General features: G+C 45.6%; 16 protein-coding genes. 6 read left to right on the top strand and 10 right to left on the bottom strand.

Annotated features, from left to right (window positions below):
• The first annotated feature begins 68 nt into the window (after positions 1-68).
• A complete protein-coding gene (locus R7070_RS06000) occupies positions 69-350 on the top strand; it encodes a hypothetical protein (protein ID WP_005374405.1) in 282 nt (93 codons plus the stop codon).
• A gap of 3 nt (positions 351-353) precedes the next feature.
• Here the strand turns inward: R7070_RS06000 and R7070_RS05995 are convergent, their stop codons facing one another.
• Positions 354-1,502, bottom strand: coding sequence for a GGDEF domain-containing protein (locus R7070_RS05995; protein WP_025768745.1), 1,149 nt, complete (start codon positions 1,500-1,502; stop codon positions 354-356).
• A 507-nt stretch (positions 1,503-2,009) separates the two neighbouring features.
• Between R7070_RS05995 and R7070_RS05990 the strand changes: the two genes are divergently transcribed.
• Positions 2,010-3,350: an MATE family efflux transporter gene (locus R7070_RS05990; protein ID WP_017633826.1), complete on the top strand. Its 1,341-nt coding sequence runs from the start codon at positions 2,010-2,012 to the stop codon at positions 3,348-3,350.
• A gap of 97 nt (positions 3,351-3,447) precedes the next feature.
• Here R7070_RS05990 and R7070_RS05985 read toward each other — a convergent pair whose 3' ends face one another.
• The 3 genes from R7070_RS05985 to R7070_RS05975 form a co-directional block, all read right to left on the bottom strand.
• Complete coding sequence (locus tag R7070_RS05985; RefSeq protein ID WP_238967353.1) at positions 3,448-5,127, bottom strand: RluA family pseudouridine synthase; 1,680 nt, start codon at positions 5,125-5,127, stop codon at positions 3,448-3,450.
• Between the two features lie 117 nt (positions 5,128-5,244).
• Positions 5,245-5,865: a DsbA family protein gene (locus R7070_RS05980; RefSeq protein ID WP_213903342.1), complete on the bottom strand. Its 621-nt coding sequence runs from the start codon at positions 5,863-5,865 to the stop codon at positions 5,245-5,247.
• Positions 5,859-6,716 carry an MBL fold metallo-hydrolase gene (locus R7070_RS05975; RefSeq protein WP_169628496.1) on the bottom strand — a complete coding sequence of 286 codons (858 nt, stop codon included), beginning with the start codon at positions 6,714-6,716 and terminating at the stop codon, positions 5,859-5,861. The genes R7070_RS05980 and R7070_RS05975 overlap by 7 nt, the downstream gene beginning before the upstream one ends.
• 126 nt (positions 6,717-6,842) lie before the next feature.
• On the opposite strand from R7070_RS05975, the gene R7070_RS05970 reads away from it, so the two are divergent.
• Together R7070_RS05970 and R7070_RS05965 are read left to right on the top strand one after the other, a co-directional pair.
• Positions 6,843-7,730 (top strand): LysR family transcriptional regulator, encoded by an 888-nt coding sequence (locus R7070_RS05970; RefSeq protein ID WP_017633830.1) that lies wholly within the window; start codon positions 6,843-6,845, stop codon positions 7,728-7,730.
• Between the two features lie 94 nt (positions 7,731-7,824).
• Entirely contained in the window at positions 7,825-8,628 is an 804-nt protein-coding gene (locus tag R7070_RS05965) for an HAD family hydrolase (RefSeq protein WP_213903341.1), read from the top strand.
• 109 nt (positions 8,629-8,737) lie between these two features.
• Here R7070_RS05965 and R7070_RS05960 read toward each other — a convergent pair whose 3' ends face one another.
• The 5 genes from R7070_RS05960 to R7070_RS05940 all read right to left on the bottom strand — a co-directional run bounded on the left by R7070_RS05960 (position 8,738) and on the right by R7070_RS05940 (position 13,205).
• Positions 8,738-9,127 (bottom strand): hypothetical protein, encoded by a 390-nt coding sequence (locus R7070_RS05960; protein WP_017633832.1) that lies wholly within the window; start codon positions 9,125-9,127, stop codon positions 8,738-8,740.
• 24 nt (positions 9,128-9,151) lie between these two features.
• Positions 9,152-10,249 carry a GGDEF domain-containing protein gene (locus R7070_RS05955; RefSeq protein WP_213903340.1) on the bottom strand — a complete coding sequence of 366 codons (1,098 nt, stop codon included), beginning with the start codon at positions 10,247-10,249 and terminating at the stop codon, positions 9,152-9,154.
• Positions 10,250-10,254: 5 nt separating this feature from the next.
• A complete protein-coding gene (locus tag R7070_RS05950) occupies positions 10,255-10,710 on the bottom strand; it encodes a hypothetical protein (RefSeq protein ID WP_005374384.1) in 456 nt (151 codons plus the stop codon).
• A gap of 444 nt (positions 10,711-11,154) precedes the next feature.
• Entirely contained in the window at positions 11,155-11,994 is an 840-nt protein-coding gene (fghA, locus tag R7070_RS05945) for an S-formylglutathione hydrolase (RefSeq protein ID WP_005374382.1), read from the bottom strand.
• Positions 11,995-12,056: 62 nt separating this feature from the next.
• The gene (locus tag R7070_RS05940) at positions 12,057-13,205 is read right to left on the bottom strand and encodes an S-(hydroxymethyl)glutathione dehydrogenase/class III alcohol dehydrogenase (RefSeq protein WP_017633834.1); all 1,149 of its coding nucleotides are present in this window, start codon (positions 13,203-13,205) and stop codon (positions 12,057-12,059) included.
• A 293-nt stretch (positions 13,206-13,498) separates the two neighbouring features.
• Between R7070_RS05940 and R7070_RS05935 the strand changes: the two genes are divergently transcribed.
• Positions 13,499-14,305, top strand: a complete 807-nt coding sequence (locus tag R7070_RS05935; protein ID WP_005374380.1) for an arylamine N-acetyltransferase family protein — start codon at positions 13,499-13,501, stop codon at positions 14,303-14,305.
• Positions 14,306-14,386: 81 nt separating this feature from the next.
• Positions 14,387-15,259: a LysR family transcriptional regulator gene (locus tag R7070_RS05930; RefSeq protein ID WP_017633836.1), complete on the top strand. Its 873-nt coding sequence runs from the start codon at positions 14,387-14,389 to the stop codon at positions 15,257-15,259.
• A gap of 99 nt (positions 15,260-15,358) precedes the next feature.
• Here R7070_RS05930 and R7070_RS05925 read toward each other — a convergent pair whose 3' ends face one another.
• Positions 15,359-16,132 (bottom strand): siderophore-interacting protein, encoded by a 774-nt coding sequence (locus R7070_RS05925; protein WP_017821025.1) that lies wholly within the window; start codon positions 16,130-16,132, stop codon positions 15,359-15,361.
• Between the last annotated feature and the right edge of the window lie 41 nt (positions 16,133-16,173).

Raw genomic sequence — 16,173 nt, 5'->3', positions numbered from 1 at the left:
TAACGCATCTTTTTGGTTATTTGGGTATATACTTAATAAAAATGTACCCATCGACCAGGGAGGAAGTGATGGCAGTACAACGCAAGCATTCTGATCTCCCTCCTCGTTACGAGGACAAAGATCTCACCAATGAGCAAAGACAGCGCTTTACCGAAGTTGCCAATGCCGCTCATAAGAGACGTGAATTTTATCGACGTGCTCTAGGAAAGAGCTTAATGGGCAAAATGAAGGGCCGTGCGTTTAAAGATCACCCCACTCGTCAGCAAGACAAGCCGAACAGAACGTTGCAAGTAGTGTGGTTAATCGTATTCCTCGTTGTGGGGCTTTGGGTGATGCATGTGTTCGCTTAGTCATTAGCAAGCTTCTGGTACCGCTGGTGCATCAGATGTTGACTGTTCTTCCGTATTGCAGTGCTCATAAAAGGCGTACTGGTTTTTACCAGTATGTTTAGCTGCGTACATTGCTTTATCTGCACATCGAGTCAATTCAGACAAATCCTTTGCATCTTGCTTATAGATAGCAGCACCTACACTCATTGTTAACTCGTTAATCATATCGTAGCTTCGGTAACCTGTCGGAAACAGATTCACGATCCGTTTTAGGATGCTGTCGAGGTCATCTTTACTTTTTACATCGTAAAGCATGATTACAAATTCATCGCCCGCAAATCGAGCGATGGAGTAGTCGTGTTTATCGGTTTTTCTGTCTTTGTTGCGAATGTTATTTTTTAATCGAGTTGCGAAGGCTTGAAGTACTTGGTCACCAATATCGTGCCCGTAGGTGTCGTTGATGTGCTTGAAGTTATCGATATCGAGAAAGACCAATGCGGTGATGCTGTCATCAGATGAGTGCTTGATTTCATCGAGCTTTGCGCGCGCCCAAGTTTCAAAGCTCCAGCGATTGGCAAGCCCAGTGAGCTGGTCAAAATATGCTAACTCCTCAATCCCCTCACGATACAGTGTTTGAATGTAATTGAGGACTTTCGTGTAGTAATACGAGAACGTGTGACACACAAACGCGGTCGCTATCAGGGTCAGCATCAATCTCCGCTCTATGATTTCTGTGGCTGTTGGCAGTCGATCTAAAAAAGCGACCCCAAAAAAGATCAGTAAAATGTAGGTGCCACTGAACAGCAGACCGACCTTAAACTCATTAATTAATACCAGAGTGGCGACAATAGGATATAGCCATAGCATCTTGCCTGACGGAGCGTCGTTATACAGAAGTAACAATAACCCTTCGAACATTAAGACAGCACTTAGCCATAAGTCGGCGTATTGATGGTGCCGCTGGACTTTTATTACATAACTGATTGCTAAGCATGCCAAGGCACACAAAGCATGGAAAAAGCTTAAACCCCAGTTATTCTCAAGTGATTGAGCAATGGAACCATAAGTTAAACAGGCAGCGGCGATACTGGAGCATAAAAAGACAATTTTCTTTTTTCTTGTTGAGCGGATGTCCGCCATTTCTTCTAAGCGCGCCCCAGCCAATGTCGACATTACGTATCCTTGCTTAATTAACGTGTACGCTTATTCTAGGCGGTATTTTCGCGATAAATAGAACAACAAAGTTTCCAAATGTGATATCAGTCATTTTTAGTGCAAAGCCATCAGTGTGATTTGGTGCGAGTGTTCAAAGAGGAATGGTGGCGCATGCAGGTTTTCATGACGGTTCTTCATGGCTCTATATGGTTGGACTGATAATTCAAAGTAATGTATCTAGTTAGACATATTTCTATTGATTATCCTGATTCTGTTCGGTGCTCGTTGATTGAGAGTATTGTTCACCAATCTCTGCTCTACGTATCGTCAAGGCATATGTCGTTTCGAAAATGCATTAGAAATATTTTTCCGAAACAGGGCGAAATATTGTTGTCGTTATGACCAATATGCGACTAGAATCCGCGCTAAATCACAACCTCATATCGAGCTTCGTTCGAGTCACTATTTTTAAACTGCTTCACAAATATTGTGAGGCAGTTTTTAGTTGTAGGAAAGGTTACAAGCATGCCTAAAAGCCAAAACATCAACCAACGAATGTCCATCGTGGCATTAGCTTGGCCAATTCTTGTCGAAATTTTGCTACGGACGGCTTTAGGAACCAGTGACGTGTTCATGCTGAGTGGCTACTCAGACAAAGCCGTATCCGCTGTTGGTGTGATCACGCAGATTACCTTCTTTTTAATCATCGTTTCGACGTTTGTCAGCAGCGGTACGGGGATTTTGATTGCCCAATACAATGGCGCTGGACGCGAGCAAGAGTCAGTGAGCGTTGGTGTTGCGAGTATTGCGTTGTCTGTGCTCGTCGGTGTGCTATTGAGTGTGATTGCCGTGCTTGGTGCGATATATCTACTCCCGTATTACGGCTTGGAAGCGCAAGTCGAGCAGTACGCTCATGAATATCTGCTGATAAGCGGTGCGATGACGTTTAACGTTACGATTGGCGTTGTTTTTACAACTATTCTGCGTAGTCATGGTTATTCACGTTCCCCAATGGTGGTGAATTTGATCTCGGGTGTATTCAACATCATTGGTAACTATATTGCGCTTTACCAGCCATTCGGTTTACCTGTGTATGGTGTGCAAGGTGTAGCAATAGCAACCGTCGTCAGCCAAGTCATCGGTACGTTAATGTTATGGTTTATTCTCGCTCGCAGTAGCATTGAACTACCAATGTCGACTATGAAACAAGTACCGGCAGAGATTTACAAAAAGATCTTAAAAATCGGCGGCATGAACGCGGGTGAGGTGCTGTCTTACAACGTGGCGCAAATCTGCATTGTATACTTTGTGGTGCAAATGGGGACGGCATCGTTGGCGGCTTTCACTTATGCGCAAAACATTGCCCGTTTCTCGTTTGCTTTCGCGCTGGCAATTGGTCAGGCTGCGCAAATTCAGACCGGTTACTACATTGGTAAAGGTTGGGTGAGTAGCATTTTAAAACGCGTACAAATCTACTTCTTAGTGGGATTTGTGGCATCAACGGCGGCAACCACACTGATTTACCTGTTTAGAGAAGAGATTCTACGCGTATTTACCGATCAACCGGAAATACTCGCATTGGCAAGTTCGTTAGTCATGGGCTCAATTTTGCTCGAAGCTGGACGTGTGTTTAACCTGATTTTTATCGCGGGGCTCAAAGGCGCGGGTGACATCAAGTTCCCAGTGCAAATGGGGATTTTGAGTATGTGGGGACTAGGCGTGCTTTTCTCTTACATCTTTGGCATCCACTTGGGTTATGGCGTTTTAGGGGCTTGGATGGCAATCGCACTCGATGAATGGGTACGTGGTATCATCATGGCAAGGCGTTGGCGCTCTCAGGTGTGGACCAAGTTTAAGGTGAGCTAACGGTTTTCGGTATCGCGCATCACGCTTATTCTGTTGTTAGAAACCAAAAAAGGCACTGTTAGTCAGTGCCTTTTTGTTATTTAAAATCGGGAAGACGTTAGAATTCGCACTCAGCTTGGAACACCATACGCTCTTTGCTGTATGGATGATCCAGCTCTAGCATCTCAGCATGCAGGTGTAAGCGATTCGATTTTTCGCCGTATAAACCATCACCAACCATCGGCATGTTTAACCCCATGTGATGAGCACTGTGTACACGTAGTTGGTGAGTTCGCCCGGTTTTCGGATACATGTATACCTTGCTGCGTCCATCTTTGACTTCAATCAGTTGCCAGTAGGTTTCTGCATGTTTCCCGTGTTCAAAACACACCAGTTGACGTGGGCGGTCGTCTGGGTCACCACGCATTGGCAGTGAAATTTCCCCTTCAGGCTCGTTTAATACGCCTTCGAGCAGTGCCATATAACGTTTTTGTACGCCGCGAGACATAAACTGTTTTTGCAGACTTTTGTTCGCGCGCTTAGTTAAGGCAAACACCAAAATGCCAGAGGTCGCCATGTCGAGGCGATGAATCACAAACGGCCCTTCCACATCAGGGAACATCGCTTGTAGGCGCGTATAAGCAGAGTCTTTGATGGTTTTACCCGGCACTGAAAGTAAGCCCGAGGGCTTGTTGACGACGACCATAGCGTCGTCTTGGTAGATTATCTCTAGCTCTTTGTCTTCTGCCCAATTCTCCGCCAATGGGTTGGGTTCGACGTCCAGCCCTTGCATCATATGGCCTAAAATCGGCTGACATTTGCTGTTGCACGATGGGTAGAATTTTTTGTGTTGGCGAACCTCAGACTTTGGCGAAACACCCCACCAAAATTCTGCCAGCGCCAGCGGTTTGAATCTGTGTTTAAATGCGTATTGGAGCAGTTTTGGCGCAGCACATTCCCCCGCACCTGCTGGTGGGATTGGGTTTGTGGTGTCCGCAAAAATGTCCACCAAGTCGCGTGTTTCGCCATGGCTGTTTAGGAAGCGGTATTGTTTATGCAGTTTGTGCTGTAAAGCGTTGGAGAGCGTTTTGCGCTGTTCTTTCAGATGAGCAAGTTGCTGCTCTAACTCAGCCAAGCGCGCTTCTTTGATTGCAAGCTTTTCATCCCACGCTTGCTTTAAGTATTTGAGAACGTTTTTCTCGGCGACACTTTGCTTACCCAACTCATCCAATAAGATTTTGAGGTCATCGGCATTGAGTGTTTGCTCTCCCTGTTGACGCTGTCGTTTGCGTGCGGCGCGGCCGTCAATCATCACTTGGCGCTGTGTTTGCTCCTCTTGCTGATAAGCGGCTCGGTCGGCTTGTATTTGCGCTTTAAGATCTGCCAATTCCGGATTCGCGGCACAGGTTTTGTACTCCGCATTGGCGGCGTTGATGGCATCCGTTTCTGCGCGGAAGAAACCTTCATCGGTCAGCATGTCGTACACAGGAGGGACAAACCCTGGAATCAAGTTTTGGTCAGCAATTTTGCCAGAAAACGCACTTAAAAATCCGAGTTCGCCTTGAGGGTTTTCTACCAGCAATACGCCAAACATTTTGCCTCGCCCCGTTTCTTCATTAACCAAACCAAAATCGTGTTCGAAGTCGGTTTGCGCTAATAAGTGCTGTTGCAATTGCTTTGCGGCCATAACGCAAAGAGGATGCGGCGTGTAGTAGAACGGAAACGTAAACTGCGTTGGCAATTCATAGCCAGAAATATCAGCAGTAAAACGAGTAAAACAATGTTCAGGCGAGTGCATGGTGGGTATCCGCGAGAGTAAAAAATCGAGCGAGGATTGTACCTGTTTGAGTCAGGATTGCCATGTCGGTGTTGGCACTCGCTCTTGGATTAAGAACAAGAGCGAGTGGGGAAGAGCTTATCGCAGTTTTTGTAATGCAAGCTTCCACTGTGCCGGTTTGTCGTAGTAGGTCGAGTGCGGCAAGGTCAAGTACTCGCCATTTACTTCTGCAATCAGGGTTGGATAACCACCAACGTGTAACTGTCGCATCAATTGTCGGCTAGAGCGAATTCTCTCATCTAGTTCGGCTTCGCTTAACGCCATGTTTTGCTCCCACGCATCACTTGCTAAACCTAGCGATTCTGCAATGGCTTTGAGCGTCGATGCTTCATTCACTTTTAACCCGAGCTGATAATGCGCAGATTGGATGGCCTTTAGCATGTGCCATGGATTCAGCCCCATTTTTTCCGCACTCAAGATCGCTTGTGTTGGTAGATAAGAATTAAGAACAAACGCATCTTCGCTTTTCACGCGTTGCAGATATGCTTCACCAAACGTCGCTCCGGTTTCGGTTGCAATACGAGCGTCACTGTTGATGATGTGCTGACGAAATTCAGGTTCAATCGCGCGTTTCTCAATCATACCGCCGGGATGAAGCTCTACCTTAAATTGAGAGGTGTCCATCAAGGCTTCGATGAGTGGTGATGCCCCGTAGCACCAACCACACATGGGATCGAAGAAGTAATGCACGGTTACCATGACATTTCACCAGTATGCACTTTCGCACCGATTTCTAGCGCGATTGGCAATTGAGCTTCTGGGTATTTCGCAGACATGGTGTCAATGAGTTGAACGCTGTTATTGCTGTGTTTTTTCGCTTGCTGAAAATCCTGCAAGTATTGTTGCGAGTAGCGAATGGTGTCTGCGTTCAGCTTTGTGCCTGCTTTCATGTGACCAGGAATGACCACTTGAGGTTTAAGCGCAAGCATCTCGCTAAGTTGCTGCTCCCAAGCATTGATGGCGGTCTGGTCAGCGGCATCTGCCATCCACAAATGTACGTTTGAGTACACGGCTACGTTACCTAGAATCGCTTTGTTATCTGGAATCCATAGGTAAGGGCGGTGTGCTGATGTGCCATGGTTACCACGAATTTCAATCTTATGACCTTCTAGCTCCAATGATGCTTTATCGTACGCGACAGGGATCACTGGTTTTACCGGTGCGTTTGCGCCAAGCTTTGGTCCCCAGTACGCCAGCTTTCCAGCCAATTTCTCTTTAATAATTTTTTGAACCGCAGGCGTTGTGATGATCTGCGCATCAGGGAACTGTTGGTGTAAGGCCTCTGCGCCAAAGTAGTAGTCTGGGTCCGCTTGGCTGATAAAAATGGTTTTAAGCGTTTTGCCTGAGTCCAGCACTTTAGCGGCAATGCGCATCGCGTCAGCTTTGGTGAAGCCAGTGTCGATAACCATGGCGTCAGTCTCACCGTATACCAAGGTTGAGTTTACGTGGAAGCTGTTACCGTCGGCGTTGTAAACCTCAAGAGTAAGGGGAGAGGCTAGGACAGGGCTTGCCATTAAAATGGATGCAGCAATCAAAGTTAATTTTTTCATAATAAGCTCCTAAAGAATTTGGGGCCAAGCGACCATGGCTTGGGAACGGGAGCTATATTAGGAAATTGATACGCTCGGAAAAATACACAATAATGTGCATCACTATTTCTTATTTCGATCAAATGTATGGATAGAGTAACGGCAGCAAAAGTGTTTGTGGATGTGGTGTATTCTGGCAGTTTTACCGCGACCGCAGAGCGGTTAGACATGTCTCGGCCAATGGTGACTCGTTATGTAGAGGCGATGGAGAACTGGCTGCAAACTCGTTTGTTACACCGCACCACGCGCAAGGTGTCCCTCACCACCGCAGGGGAGCGCAGCTTGCCTCAGATTGAGCGCTGGTTAAAACAGGCCGATACATTAACGTCGAACATTGCCGTTGATGGTGAGCTGTCCGGAAAAATCCGTCTTGCGTCTAGTACTTCATTTGGATTCTCACAGTTGATCCCCGTAGTAAACAGTTTTATGCAAAAGCACCCCAAAGTGTATATCGACATAGATCTGCAAGATTCAGTGAGTGATCTAACCGAACAACGCATCGATCTGGCGATCCGAATTGCGTCAGATCCCGATCCTTCTTTGATTGGTAAGCCGATTGCGGTGTGCGAATCGGTGTTGGTAGCATCACCGCAATATTTACAAACTCACCACGCGATCGCGCATCCGCGAGATTTATCTTCACACGACTGTTTGGGATACAAAAACTTTGAGCGTCACGTGTGGCATTTGTCTCAGGGCGACCAGTTCGAATCGGTGGGAATTGAGTGTCGCCTAACCAGCAATGAGGCCACGGCGTTATTGCATGGCGCTTTACAAGGCATGGGTATTTCGATGTTGCCAACTTACTTGAGCAATATCTATCTCAAATCGGGTCAGCTTGAGTCGGTGTTGCCGGATTGGAAGCCAAATGATCTCAACATTTACGCGCTGTATTCATCACGTAAACACTTGTCTCCTGCGGTGAGAGCTTTCATCGATCACAGTGAAGATTACTTTAAACAGCACCCTTGGTGAATGCGAAAAGCGTCGTCATCCCGACTTGAGATTCATACAAGATCCTGTACCTTACATGGATATATTTTCGCAGCATCATTTAGAGTTTTCGTTAATGTCACAAGTTTGCATCAAATTTATTGCTTCCGATATGGATGGCACATTGCTTGACCAGTACGGTCGTTTGGATCCAGAGTTTTTCGATCTGTTTTTGCAACTGGAAGAGCAAGGCATTTTGTTCTCCGCTGCGTCTGGTCGTCAGTATTACAGCCTGCGAGACACGTTCGCGCCAATCAAAGACAGACTGTTGTATGTGGCTGAAAACGGCACCTTGGTGATGTACCAAGACAAAGAGCTCTACAGTTGTACCATTCCTAAAGCGGAAGTGTTGGAGATTGTGAAAGCGGCTCGTGAGATTGACGGGGCGAACATCGTATTGTGTGGCAAGCACTCGGCGTACATCGAAACGCATGATCAGCAATCGCTGGAAGAATTTCAAAAGTACTACCACCGCTGTGAATATGTGCCGGATTTGCTTGAGGTCGAAGACGAGTTTATTAAGGTAGCAATTTGTCACTTTGACGGTTCGGAAGAGCTCCTGTTTCCGACCATGAACGCTAAGTTTGGCGCAACGCATAAAGTCGTGGTGAGTGCAAAAATCTGGCTGGATGTGATGAATGCCGAGGCCTCTAAAGGTGCGGCCATTCAGCATCTTCAAGAGACGATGAATTTTACTCCGGCAGAAACCATGACGTTTGGTGATTACCTCAATGACCTCGAAATGCTGCAAGTCAGTGAGCATTCGTACGCGGTTGCCAACGCGCACGAAGAGATTAAGAAAATTGCTCGTTATTCTGCGCCAAGCAACCAAGAGGCTGGGGTACTCAAAGTGATTAAAGAGAAAGTGTTAGCGAAGTAACGCTCATTTATTCGATGTTATTTTCTTCTTCACGTAAAAAGCCCCGCAGTGTATGCGGGGCTTTGTTTTTTTTGTGTGTGTGGTGGGAGGGGGTAGTAATGTTCCCGTTTTAGCGTACGTACTTGGCGGTTGCGCTGACTAAAAAGTGTTGCAATTTCCCGTCTGATTTTGGCACCCACAAGTCGTTATGATAATGGTAAATACGGCCATTGATGGTCACAGACAAGGTATTATCACCCGTTTGCTCCATGCGAATAAACTGATCCGAAGTGACCAAAAACGGCTCTTGCTCTTCAATGCTCTGGCCCGTTGCCAATACGAAGTAGCCGAATCGGTTGCCAGCATCCGGATCGGTTGAGTAGATTCGATGTCCAACGAGGCTGTAGTCGTCGTTGAGTGCCTGCTCAAGCGTTTTTTGCCCGATGGTTTCGTGCGATGGAATAAATACCCAAGCCAACACACCTGCCGCAATGACTGCCAGTAGAAGCAGTACTTGCATGAACTTTCTCATCATATATACCGTTTAACGTTGAAATTTCATTTTGTACATGCGCTTATCCGCTATGCTGATAAGAAAGTCAACATTGTCACTGTCTTTAGGGTATTGCGCTAAGCCCATGCTTGTTGAAAGTGTTGAGACTTTATCGGAGTTTAATATTTGTGCATCAAAGACGGTATCTATCTGCTCACGTACGTTCTCTTCATTGAGATGTTCACCTTCAAGGATAACCGCGAACTCATCTCCTCCCATGCGATAAACAGTAAAATCATTGAGTGCCATAGAATTAAGCCGCCTAGCGATTTCCCGCAGTACAGTGTCGCCAACTTGGTGTCCGTGTGTGTCGTTGACTTCTTTAAAACCATTTAAATCTAGAATCCAGAGAGAAAAGGGCCTTTTTTCTTGAGTAAATTTGTTTAGGGTAATGAATAGTGCATTGCGGTTCCCTAGGTTCGTCAAAGGGTCGCTGAGCGCCAATTTTCTATGAAAATGGGATTCACGATAAAAGAAATAAGTTAGAGAGATAATCGACAAAACGAACGTCGCAAACAACATATATTGTGCTTGCATTAAGCGCTGGGTTTGACCTTTTTGTGCTTCATAAGCTTTACTGCTTAGACGGAAGTTTTGATTAACGAAGTCTATTAAGCCTAAATATAGTGTTTGAGTTGAACGATAAAATGCAGCAGCAGCTTGGCTATCACCTGTTCTAGCTTCTACTAGTTGTTTTTCTAGCTCTTTGAACTCTTCAAAAAGGTTAATGAAGTAAAGGTGCATGTTGTTCCGAGAAAAGAACTTATTGGCTTTCGTGCTACTGGTCAATAAGTCAAAGCGACTCCACGCTAACTCGTATTGAAGCTCTGCACCATCAATATTCAATACGTTTTCATCTAACCGTCTGGCCTCGCCGACAAGTTCTGATAGTTCTTTGGAGAGTTGGAATAAAAACCAAGTCGCTTGTTTTTGTTCGTTATTAAAATTTTGTGAGAGTGAACGTGTTTGCTGTAAAAGCACGACATTCGCGAGAAGCAAAGAAACGGCAAACACCACCAGCAGCATTTTGCTGGTGGTAGAATATTGCAATATTCTTTGTTTCTTAGAATAGGGTTCTGATAACTTCATTCTTATTATTTTTCTTTTATTTCATTTACTTGCCATACCATTTGCGCATGATATTTATTGTAGTTTAGCTCTGGATAGAGATTGAGTGGATATATCACCCAGAAAGGGCCTTTATTCCTGACTTTTATGTAATTCTGATCTTGTTGATAAGCCAGTATTGGTTGATATCGAAGAATATCTTGTCGGGACAATGTCGAGTGATAGTCGTTTAAGCTGCTGATATCAACCTGCTCTGGTACCTTTCCATAGACGTGTGTAAGAAGCGTGCTGAGTTTAACGCCTAAAAACTCTGACGAGGCAGGAAGCCAAGGCAATGTCATCGTGTAGCTAGTGGTAGGTAAAGCTTGGATCTCTTCCAGTTCCAGTATGACACTAGGCTGCTGGCTACTACTAAATACGATCGTATTTGCAGACAAGAATGGCGCAACAAAAAACAGACCTAGCGCGACTATCTTTTTCATCATATGCCCTTTTGAGTTTTATTCTTTTTTCTTAGCTAGGACAAAGGTGCTAGCGGTAATTTATTTATAATTATAGAGCCAACCGGATGAGATTTTATAATACGTTATGTTTCAAAAATAACTGTCGGTTTACGTCACGTCAAGGTTATTAAGTTGCTTCTTAATTAAAAGCTCAGAGTATTGGGATGATGGTAGAGTTTCGTAATGATTTCGCGGTATTTAATTGGTTTTTAGTGCAACTTTGTTTCATTTTTAATAAAGATACTGTGTCGGAAATGAGAATTTAATAAGGCGAGAAATGGACGTCGAATTTGTTCTTAAGTTACATTATTTTACATATTTAAATCATCGATATTCAGATATGTATTTGTTAGTACGTAAAGAAAATAAAGTCACCTAGTTTTGGTGACTTTATTTTTTATTTCATGAGCTTACTTAAATTAACTATGCAAACAAATATTTTGCATGGAAGTTGAGGTGCTCTTCAATAAAGCTTGAGATGAAGTAATAGCTATGGTCATAGCCTGGTTGCATTCTCAAGGTTAGGTTTGAATCGTGTATTTTTGCCGCAGCAATCAGCGCTTCCGGTCTAAGCTGCTCATTTAAGAAGCCATCAGCATCACCTTGATCAACCAAAATTGGTAATGGTGATTGTTGTTGTTTTAGAAGTTCACTTGCATCGTATTGCTTCCAGCTTTCAAGCTCCTTGCCTAAGTAAGCAGTAAAGGCTTTTTGTCCCCAAGGGCATTGCATTGGGTTACTGATTGGACTGAACGCTGAAATAGAACGGTACTGTTCTGAATTTTTCAGACCAATGGTGAGCGCTCCGTGGCCGCCCATACTGTGACCGGAAATTGACTTCACGTCAGAGACTGGGAAGTTACTTTCGATGATCGCAGGCAACTCCTCAGTCACATAGTCGTACATACAGTAATGCAGTGACCAAGGTGCTTGCGTCGCATTAAGGTAAAAGCCAGCTCCTTTTCCTAGGTCATAGCTTTCGTCGTCAGCGATACCTTCGCCTCTCGGACTTGTGTCTGGTGCAATGATCGCAATGCCAAGCTCGGCCGCCATACGAAATGCGCCCGCTTTCTGCATAAAGTTCTCATCGGTACACGTTAAACCAGAGAGCCAGTATAGCGCGGGTACGGGATTTGATTTCGTTGCGTTAGGTGGCAAGAATATTGCGAAGCGCATGGTGCAGTTTAGGGCATTGGATTCGTGTGTATATTGCTTGTGCCAACCGCCAAACACTTTGGCTTGGCTTACATTTTCAATGGTCATGAATAAACTCTCTAATTAGCAGAAGGAATTCAGGCTCCCCAAAAGGAGAGCCTGAGGCAGCATTATTGATCCATATGGATAACTGTTCGGATGCTCTTACCTTCATGCATCAGATCAAACGCTTTGTTGACGTCTGCTAATCCCATTGTGTGGGTAATGAACTCCTGTAAGCCGAATTCACCAGCCATGTAACGGTTTACGATTTCTGGAAGCTCAGAGCGACCTTTAACGCCACCGAAAGCGCTGCCACGCCATACACGACCAGTTACCAGTTGGAATGGACGAGTTGAGATCTCTTGACCTGCACCAGCAACACCAATGATGACTGACTCACCCCAACCTTTGTGACAGCACTCAAGTGCTTGGCGCATCACGTTTACGTTACCGATACATTCGAATGAGTAGTCAACACCACCGTCTGTCATTTCAACAATCACTTCTTGAATTGGCTTGTCGAATTTTTGTGGGTTGATTACGTCAGTTGCACCAAGTTGTTTCGCTAGGTCGAATTTGCTTTCGTTGATGTCTACACCGATGATGCGGCTGGCACCAGCCATGCGAGCACCGATGATTGCAGAAAGACCGATACCGCCGAGACCAAAGATTGCCACTGTGTCGCCTTTTTCAACTTTAGCTGTGTTTAATACCGCACCCATACCAGTGGTTACGCCACAACCTAGAAGACAAACTTCTTCAAGTGGTGCTTCTTTGTTTACTTTCGCTAGTGAGATTTCTGGAAGAACCGTGTACTCAGAGAAAGTAGAACAACCCATGTAGTGGAAGATAGTTTCGCCGTTGATAGAGAATCGGCTTGTGCCATCTGGCATTAGGCCTTTACCTTGCGTTTCACGAACGGCCTGACATAGGTTCGTTTTGCCAGATTTACAGAACTTACACTCACCACATTCAGCAGTGTAAAGTGGGATAACGTGGTCGCCAACTTCAACGCTTGTTACGCCTTCGCCAACCATTTCAACGATACCGCCACCTTCGTGACCAAGGATTGAAGGGAAGATACCTTCTGGATCGTCACCTGATAGTGTGAATGCGTCAGTGTGACAAACACCAGTTGCTACGATGCGTACTAGCACTTCGCCGGCTTTTGGAAGTTGTACATCCACTTCTTCCATTTTAAGCGGCTCACCTGCAGCCCAAGCGACCATTGCTTTTGATTTTATGTGAGTTTGACCAGGTTTGATTTCAAGCGACATTGGATGTTTCCTTTATATTTTCAGTATATGGAGTGACGTAATAAGCGTAGTTAAGGTTTGCTTACCGCGCTTCGTCGTTTTGTTGGTGCTCATTTTAGGTGTTTCAGTAAAAATGATAATCCGTCCATTTTGAAAATGATTTTTACATATGTGTAATAATGATAAGGTGAGCGTGTAAAAAGAGTGCGATGCCTCCTTAAAGCGGAAGGGAAATGGAAAAGGTGATTGACCTGAAGTTAGATAGAGGGGCTAAAGTAGAAAACTGTCAAACCATCAGCTAAGTAAGAGTGATTATGAATAAGACGGATCTGAGTGCCTATTTAACCAAGCTAGGCTTGCCTAGTGAATTGCCCGCCGATTTGGAGTCATTGCACAGAATTCACGTGGCGCAGCATCGTTGCCTGCCGTTTGAGAATTTTGACATCGCATTGCAGCGAGGCGTCTCTGTTGAGATTGAAGATATTATTCAAAAAACCGTGTACCACTCTCGCGGTGGTTACTGCTTTGAATTAAATGGTTTAATGCTTGATGTGCTCAACACTCTTGGGTTTGAAGCGCGAAGTTTGCTAGGGCGTGTACATGTGTCTGGTACACCAACAGGTCGTAGTCATCAAATCACGTTAGTGACTTTAGAGGAACAAACATGGATTGTCGATGTGGGTTTTGGCTCCAATACCCCTCGAGCGCCATTGCCATTTATCCTTGACCAAGTGATTCAGACGGATTTACAAACCTTCCGTTTTGTCAAAGATGCTCAGTTTGGTTATTTCCTCCAAGTGCTTTCAACCGATGGAACGGACACGTGGAACAATCTATACAGCTTTGACCTAGAGTTTGTGTTTGCTGGTGACATTGCATGTAGCAACTTCTTTACCTCGACTTCGCCTAATTCGCGTTTTACTAGCGCAAGGGTCGCTGCTAGAGCGACAGAAAGTGGGTTGGTGACGCTGCTTAACTACACACTCAGATGCACAAATCATGAAGCGCTAACAGAAATAGAGCTAGAGCCAGGTCAAGCCTACCTGGATGCGTTGAAAGAATATTTTGGTATTGAGCTTGATGCGCAATACGACGATCTTCGTCCGTTACCTGACGCGTAAAGTTTTCCCGGTTTTCAAAGCGTAGCTCGACGAGAACAATGTAATCACTATTTGTCTAGAGGAGGTCGACAGGAATACAGCATGGCGAATTGGGAAGGAGTCAGCGAGTTTGTTGCCGTAGCGGAAACTAACAGCTTTACAGCTGCCGCGGCTAAACTGAAAACGTCAGTGGCACAAATCAGTCGCCGCGTATCGGCACTTGAAGAGCGTCTTGCGGTTAAGTTACTGCATCGCACGACGCGAAAAGTTTCTCTGTCTGAAGCTGGACAGCTTTATTATCAGCAGTGCAAACACTTGGTCGAAGGGCTAGAACTAGCTGAGCTTGCTGTAACGCAAATGCAGACCGAACCGCGAGGTTTGCTGCGTGTGACAGCGCCTGTGACCTATGGGGAAATGAACCTCGCGCCGCTCTTGCATCAGTTTTTGGAGAAGTACCCGCGTGTGGACCTCGATTTAGTTCTGACCAATCAAAAACTGGATTTGATAGAGCAAGGGGTAGACGTGGCGATTCGTCTTGGCCGCCTGCAAGATTCCAGCATGATCGCAAAGCGTCTTTCGTCGCGTCAAAATTACGTGTGTGCTAGCCCTATGTATTTGGAGCGATTTGGCGAGCCTCACACATTATCCGAACTGGCTCGACATCAGTGCTTGGTTGGTTCGGTCGATTATTGGCATTTTAAGGAAAATAAACGCGATAAGTCTTTGCGCGTGTCGGGGAGGATTAAATGCAATAGTGGTTTTGCGCTAATGGGCGCCGCCAAACGTGGTTTGGGTTTAGTGCAGTTGCCGGACTATTACGTTCAAGAAGCCCTAGATAACGGTGAGCTAGTCGAGGTGCTGACCGATTACCGAGACGACCGTGAAGGCATTTGGGCACTGTATCCACAAAGCCGAAATTTATCGCCCAAAGTGAGGTTGTTAATCGACTTTTTAGCGCAGGAACTAGCGGATTAGAGTTTTCATGAACTTTAATACAACTGAAGTTGCTAAAACGCCCGGTGATGCCGGGCGTTTTTATTAGGGTGAGAGCTGGAATCGAAAAGACATGAATCACTATTGGTTGGATTCCGCGTCTTCACGTTTAATCACTTTGTGCCCATCTTCAGACACGCCTTGCTTCCAATAGCTGCTGATGTAGATGTTCTCGCGATCGACTTCTTTCTCATTGCGGAAATATTGGCGCAGCGCGCGCATTGAATCGAACTCACACGCACACCATACCGAAGCGTTACCGTCTAACCACTCGAGTTCGCGAACGCTATCAGCCAAGGTTTGCTGTTCAGTTAGCCAAATCAACTCCATACCGGCTGGCGTGTTTAGGGGTTGAATGTCGGCTGGAGACATCACGCTGATCACAGCGTAGCCTTTGGCCTCTTCTGGCAGCGTACGAATTTTCGCAGAAAGTGCTGGAAGTGCTGTCATATCGGCAGCCATGAAGAACCAATCCGCCTCAGTATTTAAGTTGGAGATGCTACCTGGCCCAACAATGCTGATCGTGTCGCCTTTTTGCGCGGCCATTGCCCAACGCGCTGCAAATCCGCATTGCAGATCTTGCGTTACGTGTCGGACGAAATCCACTTCGATTGAACTGGTTTCTGGATGAAAGCGTCGGATAGTGTAGGTGCGCATGATTGGTCGGTCGTCTTCTGGCAGGATGCTCAGATCCGCGCCGCCCATATCGTTAAACAGTAATTTGATGTAACTGCCTTCGCAGTCACGAGGAAAGTGGCTCAGCGCCTCACCTTGCAAGGTAATGCGCTGCATGTTTGGAGTGATGGTTTCTGTGTCTGTGACAACAAGCGTTTTAGGTTGAGGCTTCTTTTTCATTGTTACTTTACTCGATAATTATTCTCTTTCTCATTTAAAGA

The sequence above is a fragment of the Vibrio sp. 1557 genome (assembly GCF_033340175.1).
Classification (GTDB): domain Bacteria; phylum Pseudomonadota; class Gammaproteobacteria; order Enterobacterales; family Vibrionaceae; genus Vibrio; species Vibrio alginolyticus.
Note: the sequence above shows the minus strand (reverse complement) of the source record. Positions and strands in the feature narration are given on the sequence as shown.